The following is a 17,224-nucleotide window of genomic DNA, read 5'->3' on the forward strand; positions in this document are numbered from 1 at the left end:
TATCCTCCCTTTCGTTAGGTATACGTCCTTATTATGGAGGATTGATCTTTCCTTATTCAGCATATTGTTCTATTTCAGGTACAGACTACGTTAATTCACGATGAGGCGCGTAAAGCTTGCAGAATAAGAAGGGAATTTGTCAAACAATGTCGAATAAAAAGGGATTATAGGGGCAAGATAGACTCTTCTTCTCATGGAGAGCTTGATAAAGAAGCTGGGTGATAGGGTTGCGGTTAAAAGGCAAGTTGAAACCGAGAAGACAATTCAAAGTTTCGCTACAATTCATGATTATTATTTTGGTTGTTTTAGTTATTATTATTTCCTTGATTATATCCTTGCTTCTCATTCGTAATTTCGTGATTAACAAGCATTTTGATAATACGAAGGAAAAACTTTCAGGTATTGCCAAGGTGGTTGCCAGTGACAACGATGTGATTCGTAATGTTGAGCGGGGAGTTCCTGTGAGACAGATCCAGGATTACTCGCTTGGAGTCATGCATAACGTTAATGTAGATTTTGTAGTCATACTGAACCACGATTTAATTCGGCTATCACATCCGAATGAAACCATGATTGGCAAGCCTTTCTCTGATCTGAATGATGCCAGAAAGGCGCTATCCGGTCAGGGACATTTCTCTGAGAATATCGGTGTTTTGGGTCAAGGCTACCGTTATTTTACGCCGATATTCAATCAACAGAATGAGGTCATTGGCATTGTATGTGTAGGACTGACCATGAGAACGCTAAATCATGATTTGATGCAGGCGCAGTATACCATTTTTGGAGGACTGATGCTGGGGCTCTTTAGTGGAGTTCTGGGGGCGATCATTCTGGCGCAAAAAATCAAAACGATTTTATTTGGGCTGGAGCCACAAGAGATAGCAACACGATTACGTGAAAAAGTAATTATTGAAAATGAAGTCTCTGAAGGCATTATAGCCATTTCCGCTGATAAGAAAATTATGCTTATGAACAAGGAAGCTAAGGCCAAGTACCAATTGGCGAATCAAGACAAGAAAGCACCGATTGGCGAGCAGATCGATACCAACTTTTATAACGCGCTCTTCAAGAAAGTGTTTGATGATAAGAAGAAGATCAAGGACCGCTCATTTTATGTGAATGGTATAGAAGTCATTGCGACAGTAACCCCTATACATGTAGAAAATGAGTTTTTTGGGGCAGTGGCTACGCTGCGTGACCAATCCGAGATGATTCATCTTAGCAATCAGTTAAGTGGCACCAAATATTATATTAACTCTCTTCGAGGGCAGACGCATGAGTTTATGAACAAAATGCACGTGATCTCCGGACTGATTGAGATGAGGAAATATGAAGAGGTCAGTCAGTATATTCAGCAGCTAAATCACCGGTATCAAAATGAAGTAGGCTTTCTAACAGAGAGAATTAAAGTTCCGGCGTTAGCAGGTTTTATTATGGGGAAAATCAACGAAGCACGCGAGCAAAATATTTCGGTGTTACTGGAAGAGAGCTCAAATGTCTCCAATCTAGAGATGCAGGACATTGTTCATGATGTCATACACATATTGGGCAATTTTTTTGATAACGCGATAGACTCCATTTTACAAAAAAAAACAACCCGGCAAAATTGAATTGAAATTGAATTATGAGTGTGAGGGAAATGTGTTCATTTTGAAAGTGAAGGATAATGGTATGGGGATTGATTCCGAAATGCAACAAAGAATATTCGAGCATGGCTTCTCAACCAAAGGAGAGGACAGGGGTTACGGCTTGAATCTGGTTAAAACCATGGTGGATAATCACCAGGGCATCATTGAAATTGACAGCCAACCTGGCCTGGGAACAAGTATCTATGTAGAGTTGCCCTGTACATTGGAGGTGACGAGTGAATGAAGGTACTCATTGTTGAGGATGATCCCATGGTTGCTGAGCTCAACCAACAGTTTATTGAGCGTATGGACAACTTGGATGTGGTAGGTAAAGCAGATACCGTCCAGAAAGCGCAGGATTATCTTCAGAAACACACACCGGATTTGGTATTGCTGGACGTGTATTTACCCGGAAAAAGCGGATTAACCTTGCTATCCCATATGCAGGAGCATCAGTACCATGCTTCGGTTATTTTAATTACGGCTGCAAAGGATATCCAAACGGTGAAGGAAGCTGTTTTTTATGGAGTGGCGGACTATCTAATCAAGCCTTTTACATTCGAACGTTTTAAGCTGGCTGTGGAGAAAATCCAGCGTCTGGCCACGGTAATGGAGGAAGGGAACGGAATTAATCAGGCTGTCATTGATCAATATTTTAATAAAGAAGAGCCTATGGGTGTGGAAACGAAAAAAACTACTGAACATCTATCCCCAAATCTATCAAAAAATCTGTCTAAAAACTTGTCCAAACTGACCATGACTACCATACTGAAGAGTATCCAAGAGCTGGACGGCCCCTTTTCGGTTGAAACCTTAGCCAGAGAAGTGGATTTGTCCCGGATTACAGTCAAAAAATATATTCAGTTCCTGGTAGACGATGGCCTCCTGATCGAATCGATAGAATACCACAAGGTTGGAAGACCACTAATGCTCTATCAGATCAATCCTGATATAAAAGAACCGCCATTTCCAGTATGATCTGGAGATAGCGGTTCTTTATTGTCCAATGAGTGTGCCAGACTTCCTACTTTATTTCATAGCGAGAACAGGAAGTGGAACCAGATTGTCCGAAGAATGAGTTGTAATGATATCATGGAAGTTTTCGTAGCTGGTTTCAATCATGTTGGATAACGCAGTAACCGTATTCGAGCCCGCATGAGGGGTTACCAAAACTCTTGGATACAGCTCTACAAGCTTCTGGATTGTTGGGTCCGGGAGCATTTGCCATGGGTCAAATGCTTTGAAAAATAGTTCTTCCTCTTTAGGAAAGACATCTGTTCCGAACCCTTCCAAATGATTGCTGAGCAATGCATCCAGAATGGCTTGGTTATCTTGTAATTCCCCGCGTGAGGTGTTGATGAGAATAGCTCCCTTTTTCATTTTTGCTAAAAAGCTGGCATTAATCATTTGGTCGTTCTGTCCCGGCAGGTAAGGAACATGCACACTGACGATGTCACTCTCTGCCAGTAACTCATCCAAGGTTGTGAATGGAACGACGGCCTTGGCCGTGTCCGATTGGTACACATCATAGCCGATAACAGAAGCACCTAATCCTTTAAACAATCTGGCTTCCGTCAGACCAATGCGACCGACCCCGATAATCCCGACTTTACAATTGTGAATCTCTTTGCTGAACGTATGCTCGTCCACAATAAAATTTTTGAAAGAGCTTTTGGTAGTCATATAAGCGGTGTGACGGAGCAGCATCATAGCCAGCGTTAGGGATAACTCTGCAATAGCATTCGGAGAGTAGGATGGGACGCGTGCGACCTTCATTCCAAATTCGCTGCAAGCATCCAAATCAATGTGGTTGATTCCGACCGTTCTGGTGAAAACATATTGAATGCCGTACTTATTGAATTTTGTAAGATTTTCTCGATTGGCAGCACAGTTTCCTCTTAACAAAACAGCATCGTGATGCTGCGCCAGTTCTGCATTGCTGGAGGTCAGTAGCTCTTCTACCAGCGTCAGTTGAAAGTTATATTTATTAAGCTCATGGAAATAGGGCTTCTCATATGAACGGGCACCATAGCAGATGATTTTTAACATGTTGTTTTCCCCCTGGTTTAGAAAATTCCAATTTTATCGATGACATTGAGCGTAATGATCCACACTGGAATCATGACGACGGAAGTAATAGTTGATAGAAGCGAAGCGTTGGAAGTCAGTACAGCTTCCTTATCAAAACTGATAGCATAGGCTGCGGCTACGGTAGCTGTAGGAGTAGCCATCATAATGACAATAGTAGATAAAGCGACAGTATCGACCGACAGAATATGAGATACAGTCAACAAAGCCAGCAAAACGATGTTCACAATAGGTACTAGCCAAACTTTAACAAGGCTGTAATACCATGATGTCTTGTCTGTAGCTGCCGATTTGAAGCTGATCTCACCCAAAGTCGAGCCAATCGATAGCCAGGCCAGTGGAGAAGCTAGTCCGGCAAGGTAAGTCATGGGCTTGAACAGCCAGACAGCGGTTTGGTCAATTCTTAGAAAAGCAAACTGCTGAATGGTTCCATCCTCTGTAGCCACACTCATTTGTGGTAAATAACCCTGGAACAACCAAACAAACAAGCCTATAAAAGTCGCGATAACGATCGGATTCAAAAACATAGTTTTGAGATTTTTAAGCTCCATTTTTAAGCCGCTCATTTTGATATAGCCATAAGAATATAAGAAAATGCGGTAGCCTATATTAAAAATGGAACTGTACATGACTCCGGTAGGACCGTAAATGGCACCGACAATGGGAATTCCAAAAAAAGTAGTAGAACCGAAAATAGTGAGTACCCGTAAAACATCCTGCTTATCCTTGTTGTAGCTCAGGAAGAACGGCTTGGAAATAAAGATGAGAATGATATAAATGAGAATCCCCCATATTAAGACATTCATGCCTTGTTTTAATATTGTAGGATTGATATCCTGCATGAAAGAATTAAAGGCTAGTGCTGGTAGAGCCACAGTGAGAACAACCTTAGATAGCATCTTTCCTACGGCTGCGGTAAAAATCCCCTTCTTGCGGCAAAAGAAGCCGAGCAGGATAATAAAAACGGTAGAAGCGATAGAACTGACAATACTGTTATCTGTTAAGGTCGCTGTAATCATTTCTAGTAAAGACATAGATAAAACCCTCTCTTGTACCTTTTTTCACATAAATGAAGATGCAAAATGTGACAATGCAATTCCCTGATCTTTTGGCCAAAGTGTTTGGTTTGCACCTTTATAGTAAAAAAACTTTGTGAAAAAAAGAACAATATCTAATTAATTTAACTTATGAAACTAATTTAAAAAATTTATACGTTACATCAGGATGTAAATGTGAGGTGCTTATCAACATACATGCTATAATATAAAAAATTAATTCCAACCTGGTTAGTGGGTTAAATGGATAAGACAAGCAGGAGGGTCCGCATGAATCCGATACAACGTATACTGAACAAATTTCAGCTGATCGTGCTGGACGGCGCAATGGCGACTGAACTAGAACGTCACGGGCATGATCTAAACGATAGCTTATGGTCAGCCAAAATCCTCTATGAACATCCAGATTCGATCAAGCGTGTACATCGAGATTATTTTGAGGCTGGGGCAGACTGTGCGATTACGGCGAGCTATCAGGCCACTGTGGAGGGCTATGTTCAACGCGGGCTGAGCGAAAATGAGGCATTGAAGCTTATTCAGTCATCGGTGCAGATTGCTGTACAGGCACGAGATGAGTTTTGGGCCGATGTGACGGCTACTGCGAGTCAGCAGACTCGTCCCAAGCCGCTGGTTGCGGCCTCTGTCGGACCCTATGGGGCGTTTCTCGCTGATGGATCAGAGTATCGCGGTGATTACAAGCTGAGCGAGGAGCAGCTTATGGAGTTTCAGAGGCCGCGCATGAAGGCTTTGATCGAGGCGGGAGCAGACATTTTAGCTTGTGAAACGATACCCTGCATGGTTGAAGCTAGGGCCATCGCCCGGCTGCTGAAGGAATTCCCCGGCACGTATGCCTGGATCAGCTTTAGTGCAAAGGATGAGCAGCATATCAGTAACGGTGAGTCTATCGCCGCATGTGCAAAGTGGCTGAATGAGCACGAGCAGGTGGCTGCAGTAGGGATCAACTGCACGTTGCCCAAATTCATTCCATCCCTTATTCACGAAATACACAGCCATACGGATAAGCCGGTGGTGGTATATCCCAATCTGGGGGAGGAATATGACCCGGTCACCAAAATATGGCAAGGCCATACTTGTACAGAAACGTTCGGACAGAGCGCCCGTCAGTGGTATGAAGCAGGAGCGCGTATGATTGGTGGCTGTTGTCGGACTCAGCCACAGGATATTAGAGAAATCGTGGCATGGTCGAGAGAGGTATAACGAGGATAAACTTTTAGGGAAGGTTATCATGAAGTTTTCCTCCATTGCCGCAAAAGAACAAGCAGGCTGAACCGAGTTATACTCCAGTAATGGAGCAACCTGGTTCAGCCTGCTTTTTGTAAAGAATGAATTTCTAAAGCCTCACTTCGTTCGCTATTTCTCTACCTCTCTACCTCTCTATCTCTTTGCCAATCCGGATCAGCTTTCCACCAAACGTTCCAGCAACGCATCTCCATTGCGGCTGACCCGAATATAGGCGTAACGAGCGTTCTGTTCAACAGTACGCCCGGTTCCTTCAGGGATGAAATAATTCTCAATACCGTACAGAATACGAGAACCATTCCATTGTCCGTTAAGAATGATTTCATGATTGGCAAGCATTTCACCATCTTGATATAGACGATCAGCGATGTATACTCCTTGGCTATCTGGTGTGAGAACGACTTTAACCTTGCCTCGGTTCCAATCCTTCTCCTGAAGAGGGTCCTTGGAAGGAGGGGTAGAAATATCGTAATTCAGTGCCACATAGTCGCCCTGCAACAGGGAACGCGGGTCTATAGGAGCCAGCTTGAGCTTAACGGAGGCACCTGTGGCGAGCAGGGTTTCACTTCTCGCCGTCTGATAGCCGATAATCCCCAGCTGTAGTACGATGACGATGGCAATGAGTAACGGGCTTAAGCGCATAAAGCTAAAGCTGCGGTGGTCGGCGTCGAATGCTGCTTTGCCGCTATGAGCCATTCGTCGATCGAACCACCAGGTAATTCCGAGTGTAATGATCCCCAGCAGCGCCAGTGTAAAAGATTTATACAGCAGCGTCCACAATAAATCATAGTATTTGAAGCCGATAAAAATAAACCAGTATACGACGCTCGTAATGGCCTGCGATTTGTGTTTGTGACGGATAAAGGCGAAGACCATCCATGTAACGATAACAAAATAAAAAATATTAATGAACATATAGGAGTGTGGAATGACATCCTCAAAAAACGTCGCCCAAAACAGGAACAATAAGCTGAAGAATAATGAACTATCCCGAAGATGTTCTTTCAACTCTGTCTTGAGCACAAAGTAGCTTACCCCATATAACACGGCATTGAGCACGAATAGGGCGAAGATGATGAATTCATAGGTCCAGTTCCAACCATACCATTCTTGATACTGCTTTAATAAAACAGTCGCCATATTCAGGTTTACAAAAGTATAGGCAAAAAATTGCTGCCTTTTCCCCTTGGAGCGAAACCATCCGGCGATGGAAACGATCAGAAATAATACTGAAAGTAACGTCTGGTCTGACCATAGAATGGCCGCCAGACCGGTAATATAGCTGATGGTCAGCAGTGTATAACGGACTACAGAATCCAGCTTGGACTCCGGTATGACAATCATCGTAATCATCAGCAGCAAAGACACACTCAGCAGTACATATTCGGTGTGATTTACGTTCGTGCTAATCATAATCAGTCCAATGAGGGATATACTGCCAATCAATACTCCAACCACTTTGATTACACGGGATACGGTTTTGCTGATCCATTCACTACTGCGGTCTTCGGAAACAGTTGTCTGCGCATCGGATTTTGCAATATCTTCTTTGTTCTCATTGGGTATTTCTCCAGCCTCCGGAGACGGTTTTCCCAAACGATTTAAATAACGAAAAAACCATACGTTACCCGTCAGTAGCAGTGCCACAAAAATCAAACCGAAAACAAAGAATAGAGATGAAGAGTACGCCTCTGCTAGCTCTATAAATTTAAAGACAGCAAAAGCCGAGAGCGCCAATGCATTTAAGGTCAGTAACGTTTTATTCAGCCGAACCTTGATAAATATATAAAATCCTAAAGCAATCACAGCGATATGCGGTATATTCATGATCAGGCCATACCCATCGAATGCAAAGGAGTTGGTCATCGCCAACATAGCTATATGGAGAACAGTAAAGCTCATATATTGTAGTGGAGCAGAATGTATACGATGAAGGAACGTCAATAGAAATAGAACCAGATTAAATATTGCGAACACTCCAGCAATGGACAACGATTCCAGTTGGCTATAAGCCGCGCTTTGCATCGTTGGATAAAAATAAAGCCATACCCCCAAATGAATCAATACATAAGACAGCATATAAAAAGGATTATAGCGGGTGATCCAGCTAAGCAGTAAAGCCGGCACTGACCAAATGAGAAACAATCCATAGCTGTCCGCATGGGAGTTGTAAATTTGACCGAGCAACGCCACGGAAACGCCGAAGGCTACACAGCCAGCCAGCAGAAATATATTGGACAGAAATGCTTGTTGCCCGGGAACAGCACGAACACGTGCAAATACAAAAGACAAGCCATAGAACAAAACAATAAGCGCAACAGCTAGCACAATTTTGGCTGTCCGATCCAGTCCGCCCCAATTGGAGGCGAAAAAATAAATAATCGCAGCCAGTACCAGTGAGATGCCCAGCAGATAACCTGTACGTATAGCATTAAATCGCAGCATGGAATTCACGTACCTTTCCTGTTGGTTTGATGCCTATTATAGCGTTGATAGCGCTCAGAACCAAGTACAAATTAGGATCAGGTCATAAAAAAGGGGAGAGCCGCCGTATGATGGTGGTTCTCCTGTATCGTTGCTGGATTCCGACTAAGCGTTGGCAGTGCGGATCTCTTGCCGGGACTGATGCCGGAAGCGATATTCTCGGGGTGGGATTCCTGCTGTTTTCTTAAATGCCTTGGAAAAGGTGGACATGTCGGTATAACCGATAGATTGGGCGATGATCGACAGATTGTAAGTGGTCTGTTCCAGCAATCTTTTCGCTTCGTTAATCTTGAGGGTTTGCAAATATTTGGCGGGGGAGATAAGGAAGGTAGAATGGAATTTACGTGAAAAATGCGCACGATCCACACCTACATGCTCAGCAATTTGCTCAATTGTAACACGGTCACAATAATGCATTTCGATGTAATCCTTCCCCTGCTGGAGCCAATAATCAGAGCATACAGAGTTGCGCAGAGCACCAGATGTGTTGCGGGACAACTCCTCGAAGATCTGATGTAGTGTAATTAAGCGGGCCAGATCGCTGCCCTGTCTGTTGTGGTCGTTGACGATGGAAAATAGGTTGGAGATCAGTTCGAGGATTTCCTCGCTCACTGCGTTAGCTATAAATGGCTTAGAGGGGTTGATCCCGATCCGCTCCAGCAACGCCAGAGATTTCGGTCCCTCAAAGGCAATCCATACCTTTTGTAACGGGTGCTCTTGGTCGGTGTAAAATTCATGGGCAAGATGCGGAAAAAAACAGAATACATCAGACTTTTGCACACGATACTTCTTTTCCTTATAAATGAACTCAGCTTGACCTTCAAGTACAAAAATAAAATAAAAATAAGGGACAGCCTTGGGGCCGACATGACAGCTTGCCTTCGAAATATCCATACCCAGTCTGACTGGCCAAATGGCACTGGATTTTTCCAGTTCGGTTGTTGTGAAATAATGGTCTTCCACGATGTCGAAGTGATCTTCATTCTTTGTTCTTCTCATCATTGTCACCTCTCCTTTGGTGGAGATAAGGGAATTTTGATTTTATTGTATATAAAGGAAAGTACAATTACAAGTTAATTCATTGGAATTTAGGGTTATAAAATTAAAACGGTAAAGGCTCCATGGCTGGTTTGAGACGAGCCGTGGAGCCTTATAGAGTCCTGCGCTATACGATTAGCCTGTGTTTATACGTTCAGGATTCCTTCTTTTGGAGTAACATTAAAGGCTTTAGCCAGATCTGATAGCTCCTGATCTGTAATCCGTTGCTGGATATCATGCTTAGCAATCAGCATATAAATTTGCGCTGCCTTTTCAATCGTTTCAATCAGGCCAAACGCTTCATCAATGGAGCTACCTGTTCCGAAAATGCCGTGATGAGGCCATAATACAGCGTGATGATCCTTCATTTTTTTCGCTGTTTCACGGCCGATTTCGCTGGAGCCTGGCACCATCCAAGGGATTACACCGATACCGTCTGGAAAGACTACGATACATTCGGTACACATTTCCCACAGCGTTTTGGTAAATTGGTTTTCGTCCAGACTATGAATGAAGGTCATGGCAATGACATGGGTGGCATGATTATGGATTACAACCCGATGGTTGGGACCGACCTTCAAGCGCTCAATATGGCTCATAAAATGAGACGGCAATTCGCTGGTAGGAACCGCGTCATGCTTGAGGCCCCACAAAATTTCTAGCTGCTCACCATCTTGGGATACACGCAGGACTCCTAAATTGGCTTCCGGATCGGCAATAACGTTTTTGAAGTACTTGCCTGATCCAGTGACGATAAAATATTTGCCTGCCAGTTCATTCACGGGGAAAGCAGGTTTAATCGTTCGAATGACTTTATGAATATCAATATATTTGGCAACCTCGGCTTCATCCAGAATATAGCTTACATTTCCTCCGTTGCGTTCATCCCAGCCGAATTTCCACATGTTTTGCGTAATTTCCGCCATCTCGCGAACAAATGGGATATCCAGTCCTGATTTTCGTTCTTTTTGATTCTCCAGCACAGTAGTCATGGATGATCTCTCCCTTTGGATGATATGAATATAAAATGATCAGTGCAGTAGTTACCGTTTCAGCAGGACTCGTTGTTCATAGTTTTTAGCCTCGGTTAGCCATTCCTCACGAACAGGAACGCCGTTTTGAGCGCAATAGTAATCCCATACAGCCCCAAACGGATAGGATTTAAACTCTTCGACCAGGGCAAGTCGCGTAGTGAAGTCTCTTTCCTCTTCGGCTTTTTTCAGTTCCTCAATCGGCTCCAGCATGGCGCGAAGCAACGCTTTGATGGTGTTGCGTGTTCCGATGACCCATGCAGCCACATGGTTGATACTGCCATCAAAGAAATCAAGGCCGATATGAGTGCGGGAAAGCAGCTCACCGCGAACGAGCTCACGGGCAATGTCCAGCAATTCGTCGTCCATCGTCACGACATGATCGCTATCCCAACGAACAGGTCTGCTGACGTGTAGCAATAATTGATCGGTGAACATCAGCACAGAGGACAGTTTGTTCGAAATGACTTCTGTCGGGTGGAAGTGACCAGAATCGAGACAGATAGATTTCCCCCGTGTCAGGGCGTAACCCATATAGAACTCATGAGAGCCGACGACATAGCTTTCCGAACCGATGCCGAACAGTTTACTTTCAACTGCATCGATGTTGTAATCTTCACTAATTTCCTCGCTGAAAATCTCGTCCAGAGCATCCCGCAGACGTTCTCTTGGAGCCAAGCGATCCACCGGGGTATCCTTGTAACCATCCGGCATCCAGTGATTTGTGACACAAGGCTGACCGAGTTCCCTTCCAAAATATTCCGCAATTCTGCGTGATTTCTTACAGTGTGTGATCCAGAAATCGCGAATTTCCGGGTCCTTGTGGCTTAGGGTGAAGCCGTCTTCCGCTTTAGGATGGGAGAATAGGGTCGGATTAAAATCAAGTCCAAGCCCTTGCTGTTTGGCCCAGTCTACCCAGTTCTGAAAATGGCGTGGCTCCAGTTGATCCAAATCTACTTGTTCTGTAGTATCTGCATAGATCGCATGCAGATTAACCTTGTGTTTACCGGGGATGAGCGATAGGGCTTTTTCCAAGTCCTGACGTAGTTCATCTGGCGTACCTGCTCTGCCCGGGTAGCTACCTGTTACGGCAATTCCCCCGCTAAGCTGTTTATCTTTGAACAGGAATCCTTGCACATCGTCTCCCTGCCAGCAGTGCAGTGATATTTTGATTTGTGAGAGCTTCCGTAAAACGTCATCCACCTGAATACCGTGGCGGGCATACAGCTTTTTCGCTTCGTTATAACTCGCTTCAATGGCTTCGTTCATGGCTTTACTCCTTTATTGAGATATGTGAATAGGGGGTGTTGCTTGTATCTTGAGGCGTTCCCAGCGATCCAGAAGCTCTCCCATGCCTTCCACCGGTTGCGGCTCATATAGCCGAGTCGGGAAGGAATTGGCTATGGTTCGGCCAGCAGCTTTCAGATCTCCAAGAGCACCAGAGCTGATTAATTGCACGACAATATTGCCGATGGCCGTCGATTCGGAAGGTCCTGCCTGAACCTCAATTTCTAAAAGGTCGGCTGTTAGCTGACATAGTAATTCGTTGTTAGCGCCTCCGCCGACAATGTGCAATCTGGTAATCGTTTCGTCTGTTAAATGTTGTAGCTCATGTAAAGCATCCCGGTAGCTTAAGGCCAGACTGTCAAAAATACAGCGGGCGAGCGAGCCAGGTGTGCGTGGGACAGGCTGCCCGGTTTTTTCACAGAACCTCTGAATCTCAAGGGTCATACTATCCGGATTTAAGAAAGAGGACTGGTTACAGAGGACGAGACTGACAAATGGTGTCTCTGCTGAAGCCAATTGGGCCAATTCGGCAAAGCTATGTGCAGAACCACCTTCTCTTCTAACCTCCTGAATCATCCATAAGCCCATGATATTTTTCAAAAAACGGTACGTGCCGTAAGCGCCCCATTCATTGGTGTAGTTCGCCTGCATAGCTGTCTCGGTATTCAAGGGTTGGGATCGTTCCATACCCAATAGCGACCATGTTCCGCTGCTGATATAAGCCCAAGACTCCTCTCGCGATGATGGAACACCTGCAACCGCTGAGGCGGTATCGTGTGTAGGCACAAGGATGAGCTGACAGTCGGGAAGATCGTATTTCCGAACAAGCTCCGGCAAGATGGAGCCCAGAACACGTCCAGGCTCAGCCAGCTCCGAAAATTGATTGCGCCGAAGCTGGAGCAGGGAGAGCAGGTCCTCATCAAACTCTCGGGTGTTCACGTTGAGAAGCTGCATCGTGGATGCATTGGTCATTTCATTGACCATAATGCCTGTCAGGCGATAGTACAGATAATCGGGTACCATCAATATTTTATCTGCTTGGGCGAGTTGTTCCCGATCATGGACGAACAGTTGATATAGGGTATTAAAGTTTAGTTCCTGGATGCCCGTTTTCTCATATACCTCTTCTCGGCTGATGAGCTGGTGCAGCTTATCGGGGACATGTAGAGTGCGTGCATCGCGGTATGCGTACACCTCATGGATGCGATGACCTTCCTTATTAAGTAACACGTAATCTACAGCCCATGTGTCAATGCCGAGCGTACAGGAATCGATTCCATTTTGTTTGGCTTTTTGCAGTCCCTGGATGATCTCATCAAATAAATTGTCTATATTCCAGTAATCGTGCCCGTTCCTCTCAGTAAAGGAGTTGTTGAAACGATGAAGTTCTTGCAAGTGAATTTGTTCACCTTGTAGAGTTGCACTCACGAGTCTTCCGCTTGAAGCTCCAATATCAACAGCAAGATAGTTGTTCATATCTAATCTCCTTGCATGGATGAAATCCCGGCAGCCTGAAAGACTGCCTTTTGTTTCTTAACTAATTCCATACTACTTCCGTTTGTCTGTGCAGTCAACATAAACGGAAACATTATTATTGGTTTTATTTTTGAATTTAAAAATGAAATTAATTTTAAATGTTGTTTTGTATTGTTTTCCGTTTTTTAATATCTGGTTTCTACTATATATATACTTCAAAAATGGATCGGTGTATGGCTGCGATATTCAAATTGTGGAAGGTTCTCCAAATGCCGCTGTTTGTATGAAAAATAGTCTTGAAACCGCCCGCCAGAGGGTGTAGTATACAAGATATCAATTTCATATGACTCGTATAATATTGGGGATATGGCCCAAAAGTTTCTACCGGATGACCACTGTAATCGTCCGACTATGAGTGATAGCGCATCAGCTTCGGATGAATGCGGGCATTTTATTTGTGCGCCAATCCGTCAGGGATTACGACCCCAAGGACAGGCTTCACTTGAGAAACGACTCAAGGGAGCTTGTCCTTTTTTGGTTTTGGCAGGTTTTATTCTATTTTAAGTACAGAGGAGCGATATTCGCATAATGAAAGCTTTGGAAGAACGTATTCGTCAAGAGGGACAAATTTTATCCGATACGGTGTTAAAGGTAGATTCATTTTTGAACCATCAGGTGGATACAGCATTAGCATTGGAGATTGGTAAGGAGTTCGCACGTCTGTTCGGCAGTGCTCCAATTACCAAGGTGCTTACTATTGAAGCTAGTGGTATTCAATTTGCTATGGCCACTGCTATTGCTTTGGGAGTACCGTTCATTTATGCGAAGAAAAAGAAGGCGATCACGCTGAATGAACAGGTATACTTCGCAGAGGTTCATTCGTTCACTCGGCAGGAAACCTATCAGGTGAGCATTTCCCAAAAATATCTCGATGCCAGCGACCATGTGCTGATCGTGGATGATTTTTTGGCAACTGGTGCAGCTTTGGTCGGACTTACCGATATTGTGAAGGAAGCAGGAGCAGAGCTGGCCGGAGTTGGCTGCGTAATTGAAAAGAGCTTTCAGGAAGGCCGTGGACTGTTGGAGCAAAGAGGTATTGCCGTACGTTCTCTAGCGCGTATCGCTTCCATGGCACCGGGCGAAGTCCATTTTATAGAGGAAGCTGGCACGGTAATTCCTCCCGTTAAGGAGAATGTGGGATGTTAAGTAAACAAAAATTATTTGCGCTGGGCTTCCAGCATGTCATGGCGATGTACGCCGGAGCCATTGCCGTCCCTCTGATTGTAGGGGGAGCGCTGCACCTGACGCCAGCCCAGATGGCTTATCTAGTGGCTGCTGATCTATTCACTTGCGGGATTGCTACATTATTACAGATTATGGGCACACGTTTTTTCGGAAGTAGACTGCCTGTCATTTTGGGCTGTACGTTTACGGCAGTAGGACCCATTATCGCAATTGCTTCGACATCAAATCTGGCGACAGCGTACGGTGCCATCATTTTGTCCGGTATATTTGTGGTGCTTGCGGCACCGTTGTATGGCAAACTGTTACGCTTTTTCCCAACAGTGGTTACCGGCTCGGTCGTTACGATTATCGGTCTATCCCTTATTCCGGTGGCGATGAACAATGTAGCGGGTGGTCAGGGCAGCGCGGATTTTGGACAGCCGCGTAATTTGCTGCTGGCGCTGGTTACACTACTGGTTATTCTGCTTGTCAATCGAGTAGCCAAGGGCTTTTTACGCTCGATTTCCGTTCTTATTGGTCTGTTCGCAGGTACTGTAGTCGCCTATGCGATGGGAATGGTGCATTTTGCTCCCGTAGCGGATGCTTCGTGGGTGAGTATTGCGCAGCCGTTTTATTTTGGTAAGCCGGAGTTTAGCATTATGGCAGTATGTACGATGATTATCGTCAATATTGTGAGCATGGTCGAGTCTACAGGGGTTTATCTAGCAGTAGGTAAAGCGATTGATCAGAAAGTGGAGCAAAAGCAAATCGTCAATGGACTTCGTTCGGAAGGACTTGCAATTATGTTGGGCGGTATTTTTAATGCGTTCCCTTACACGGCCTTCTCCCAAAATGTGGGTTTAATCTCGCTGACTCGCGTCAAATCCCGTAACGTTATTTTTGCTGCTGGCGGCATCATGGTCGTCCTCGGTTTGCTGCCTAAGCTGGCTGCCTTGACGACAGTAATTCCTAACGCTGTGCTGGGCGGGGCGATGATCGTCATGTTTGGCTCGGTTGCTGCATCAGGCATGTCTATTTTGTCAGAAGTGGATCTGCGGAAAGAAAGCAATCTGCTGATTGCAGCATGCAGTATTGCCGTGGGCCTAGGCTCAGCTGTTCTGCCGCAAATGTTCGACCAACTGCCGAGCTTTGCCAAAATGCTGCTGCAAAATGGCATCGTATCTGGCTCGATTACGGCAATTGTCTTGAACATTGTTTTGGCAAGAAAACAGGGTGAATCGGTCAAAGGCGTTAATGTCTCAGAAGTTCCACAGAAGGTTTGATGAATAGGAAATAAACAAAAACAGCCGGAGAAAGGGCGTTGCCTCTTTTCCGGCTGTTTGGCATGGGGTTATCCAGTACTAGTTATTTATTAAGCAGCATGAAATTATTGATAAAACCCTCTTTCTGTATGAAGATCGGGGTTTGGATTTTCGAAGTGAAGTCATAATAGTACACGCCGCGTCCTTCCTCCTGATTTTTCGGGAGGCGCTGCCTAAATAATAGACCCCTTTGCTGTCTGGGGACATATAGATAAAGCTGCGGGACGAAATGGGGAGCTTAGTTTGGTGCGTTTTCCAGTTGCACTTTTAGGTTGGTTTATCTACTAGAGGAATTTGCTAGAGTGGTAGGAAGAGGCATGGTATAATCTACCTTAAGGACTTTGGATAGTGGTGGATGTTTTCGGATCACGGCGCAGCTTCCCGAAAGGGGGTGAAGCCGATGGTCAACCTTGTGTCGTGCTATGATGTGCTGCGTTGGATGGTTACGTTACTAAGCCTGGTGTTTAGTATTCGTAAGCTTTATCGCTGGCTGCGTCGGAAATTTCGGAACAAGCGAAAACCCACCGCGTAATTAGGTTGGCCCCTAACAGTGGGTTTCGTTCGCATTAACATTCAGTTATGCAGCGCGCCGTGGTGGTGATCCACAGCCTTTCAAGTCCTAAGAGTCTTTGCCGTTGGAGCGGCGAAGGCTCTTTTTAGTATACGGATACGGTGGTTATCTCTATACCTAATTTTAACACGTGAATTGTGTGCACGCAACGTTAAGACATACCTTCAATTGCGCGCAAGCAATGAATAGCCTTGGTCTTGATTCACACTATATCATTCAAATTTAAATTATTACGCAACATTTGTTGACAAGCCAGTAGCAACAAAATAAGATAATCCTAAATCGTAATAAAAAGGAATAAAGGAAGAAAACAGGTGTGAGCCGGACAACTCTATATACGAAGTTTCGTAGAGACGATGTAGATAGTTGTTGAGCGTGTTCACTTAAAAGGGAAGTTCGGTAGATTCCGACACGGACCCGCCACTGTATACAGGCATCAGCAGGGTACTGCTGGAGCTTTCAGAACAAGCCACTGGAACTGTGAGGAACCGGGAAGGCCTGAAAGATACGCTTGGAGTCAGGAGACCTGCCTGTTTTGACATCACTGTCAGACCCACGGGATGCTGGGGAGGTGGTTAGGCGTGCTGCATACGGAATGTCTGAAACCGATCTGATCCCTTCTATGTTTTTGGAGCTGGCTTTGAGGTGAGTTTTGACATTTTATAATGAAAGCATTTCTGACTGCTGATCAAGTGGTTGGGAATGCTTTTTCGCGTTTTGCGTTAGGTTTATACGATTTTACAAGATAGAGGGGAAAATG

The 17,224-nt window shown here is 44.8% G+C and carries 14 protein-coding genes and 2 riboswitches; of the genes, 7 read left to right on the top strand and 7 right to left on the bottom strand.

Features of this window, described 5'->3' with window-relative positions:
• Positions 1–284 precede the first annotated feature (284 nt).
• Genes C400_RS0104265 through C400_RS0104270 form a run of 3 tightly spaced genes read left to right on the top strand, consistent with a single transcriptional unit; the run spans position 285 to position 2,606 of the window.
• On the top strand, positions 285–1,610 hold the full coding sequence (locus C400_RS0104265) for a Spo0B domain-containing protein (protein WP_232795311.1): 1,326 nt from the start codon (positions 285–287) through the stop codon (positions 1,608–1,610).
• A gap of 31 nt (positions 1,611–1,641) precedes the next feature.
• Positions 1,642–1,872, top strand: a complete 231-nt coding sequence (locus tag C400_RS27355) for an ATP-binding protein (protein WP_232795312.1) — start codon at positions 1,642–1,644, stop codon at positions 1,870–1,872.
• Positions 1,869–2,606 carry a response regulator gene (locus tag C400_RS0104270; protein ID WP_017426081.1) on the top strand — a complete coding sequence of 246 codons (738 nt, stop codon included), beginning with the start codon at positions 1,869–1,871 and terminating at the stop codon, positions 2,604–2,606. Before C400_RS27355 ends, C400_RS0104270 begins: the two co-directional genes overlap by 4 nt.
• A gap of 51 nt (positions 2,607–2,657) precedes the next feature.
• Here the strand turns inward: C400_RS0104270 and C400_RS0104275 are convergent, their stop codons facing one another.
• Both C400_RS0104275 and C400_RS0104280 read right to left on the bottom strand, forming a co-directional pair.
• Positions 2,658–3,677, bottom strand: a complete 1,020-nt coding sequence (locus C400_RS0104275; RefSeq protein ID WP_017426082.1) for a 2-hydroxyacid dehydrogenase — start codon at positions 3,675–3,677, stop codon at positions 2,658–2,660.
• Positions 3,678–3,694: 17 nt separating this feature from the next.
• Positions 3,695–4,750, bottom strand: coding sequence for an AEC family transporter (locus tag C400_RS0104280; protein ID WP_017426083.1), 1,056 nt, complete (start codon positions 4,748–4,750; stop codon positions 3,695–3,697).
• A 291-nt stretch (positions 4,751–5,041) separates the two neighbouring features.
• On the opposite strand from C400_RS0104280, the gene mmuM reads away from it, so the two are divergent.
• Complete coding sequence (gene mmuM, locus C400_RS0104285; protein ID WP_017426084.1) at positions 5,042–5,989, top strand: homocysteine S-methyltransferase; 948 nt, start codon at positions 5,042–5,044, stop codon at positions 5,987–5,989.
• Between the two features lie 198 nt (positions 5,990–6,187).
• Here mmuM and C400_RS0104290 read toward each other — a convergent pair whose 3' ends face one another.
• The 5 genes from C400_RS0104290 to rhaB all read right to left on the bottom strand — a co-directional run bounded on the left by C400_RS0104290 (position 6,188) and on the right by rhaB (position 13,347).
• Entirely contained in the window at positions 6,188–8,476 is a 2,289-nt protein-coding gene (locus C400_RS0104290) for a GDYXXLXY domain-containing protein (RefSeq protein WP_196772408.1), read from the bottom strand.
• 144 nt (positions 8,477–8,620) lie between these two features.
• Positions 8,621–9,517, bottom strand: a complete 897-nt coding sequence (locus C400_RS0104295) for an AraC family transcriptional regulator (RefSeq protein ID WP_017426086.1) — start codon at positions 9,515–9,517, stop codon at positions 8,621–8,623.
• Positions 9,518–9,699: 182 nt separating this feature from the next.
• Positions 9,700–10,545 carry a rhamnulose-1-phosphate aldolase gene (gene rhaD / locus C400_RS0104300; RefSeq protein WP_017426087.1) on the bottom strand — a complete coding sequence of 282 codons (846 nt, stop codon included), beginning with the start codon at positions 10,543–10,545 and terminating at the stop codon, positions 9,700–9,702.
• Between the two features lie 51 nt (positions 10,546–10,596).
• Entirely contained in the window at positions 10,597–11,853 is a 1,257-nt protein-coding gene (gene rhaA, locus C400_RS0104305; protein ID WP_017426088.1) for an L-rhamnose isomerase, read from the bottom strand.
• Positions 11,854–11,865: 12 nt separating this feature from the next.
• Positions 11,866–13,347, bottom strand: a complete 1,482-nt coding sequence (gene rhaB, locus C400_RS0104310; RefSeq protein WP_017426089.1) for a rhamnulokinase — start codon at positions 13,345–13,347, stop codon at positions 11,866–11,868.
• Between the two features lie 328 nt (positions 13,348–13,675).
• A riboswitch (purine riboswitch) is annotated at positions 13,676–13,779 on the top strand.
• Between the two features lie 156 nt (positions 13,780–13,935).
• Between rhaB and C400_RS0104315 the strand changes: the two genes are divergently transcribed.
• From C400_RS0104315 to C400_RS27360, 3 genes are all read left to right on the top strand, one after another.
• Positions 13,936–14,553 carry a xanthine phosphoribosyltransferase gene (locus tag C400_RS0104315; RefSeq protein WP_016822598.1) on the top strand — a complete coding sequence of 206 codons (618 nt, stop codon included), beginning with the start codon at positions 13,936–13,938 and terminating at the stop codon, positions 14,551–14,553.
• The gene (locus tag C400_RS0104320; RefSeq protein WP_016822599.1) at positions 14,547–15,854 is read left to right on the top strand and encodes a nucleobase:cation symporter-2 family protein; all 1,308 of its coding nucleotides are present in this window, start codon (positions 14,547–14,549) and stop codon (positions 15,852–15,854) included. The genes C400_RS0104315 and C400_RS0104320 overlap by 7 nt, the downstream gene beginning before the upstream one ends.
• A 394-nt stretch (positions 15,855–16,248) precedes the next feature.
• Positions 16,249–16,425: a hypothetical protein gene (locus tag C400_RS27360; protein WP_155729703.1), complete on the top strand. Its 177-nt coding sequence runs from the start codon at positions 16,249–16,251 to the stop codon at positions 16,423–16,425.
• Positions 16,426–16,807: 382 nt separating this feature from the next.
• A riboswitch (cobalamin riboswitch) is annotated at positions 16,808–17,012 on the top strand.
• The last annotated feature ends 212 nt before the right edge of the window (positions 17,013–17,224 follow it).

Origin of the sequence: Paenibacillus sp. ICGEB2008 (genome assembly GCF_000307675.1) — a bacterium.
Taxonomy (GTDB): Bacteria; Bacillota; Bacilli; order Paenibacillales; family Paenibacillaceae; genus Paenibacillus; species Paenibacillus polymyxa.

Excerpts from the sequence above, each read along its gene's own strand:
- C400_RS0104295 (WP_017426086.1), bottom strand. The coding sequence starts at position 9,517 with ATGATGAGAAGAACAAAGAATGAAGATCACTTCGACATCGTGGAAGAC.
- C400_RS0104290 (WP_196772408.1), bottom strand. The coding sequence starts at position 8,476 with ATGCTGCGATTTAATGCTATACGTACAGGTTATCTGCTGGGCATCTCA.
- rhaA (WP_017426088.1), bottom strand. The coding sequence starts at position 11,853 with ATGAACGAAGCCATTGAAGCGAGTTATAACGAAGCGAAAAAGCTGTAT.
- C400_RS0104270 (WP_017426081.1), top strand. The coding sequence starts at position 1,869 with ATGAAGGTACTCATTGTTGAGGATGATCCCATGGTTGCTGAGCTCAAC.
- mmuM (WP_017426084.1), top strand. The coding sequence starts at position 5,042 with ATGAATCCGATACAACGTATACTGAACAAATTTCAGCTGATCGTGCTG.
- C400_RS0104265 (WP_232795311.1), top strand. The coding sequence starts at position 285 with ATGATTATTATTTTGGTTGTTTTAGTTATTATTATTTCCTTGATTATA.
- C400_RS27360 (WP_155729703.1), top strand. The coding sequence starts at position 16,249 with ATGTTTTCGGATCACGGCGCAGCTTCCCGAAAGGGGGTGAAGCCGATG.
- rhaD (WP_017426087.1), bottom strand. The coding sequence starts at position 10,545 with ATGACTACTGTGCTGGAGAATCAAAAAGAACGAAAATCAGGACTGGAT.
- C400_RS0104315 (WP_016822598.1), top strand. The coding sequence starts at position 13,936 with ATGAAAGCTTTGGAAGAACGTATTCGTCAAGAGGGACAAATTTTATCC.
- C400_RS0104320 (WP_016822599.1), top strand. The coding sequence starts at position 14,547 with ATGTTAAGTAAACAAAAATTATTTGCGCTGGGCTTCCAGCATGTCATG.
- C400_RS0104280 (WP_017426083.1), bottom strand. The coding sequence starts at position 4,750 with ATGTCTTTACTAGAAATGATTACAGCGACCTTAACAGATAACAGTATT.
- rhaB (WP_017426089.1), bottom strand. The coding sequence starts at position 13,347 with ATGAACAACTATCTTGCTGTTGATATTGGAGCTTCAAGCGGAAGACTC.
- C400_RS0104275 (WP_017426082.1), bottom strand. The coding sequence starts at position 3,677 with ATGTTAAAAATCATCTGCTATGGTGCCCGTTCATATGAGAAGCCCTAT.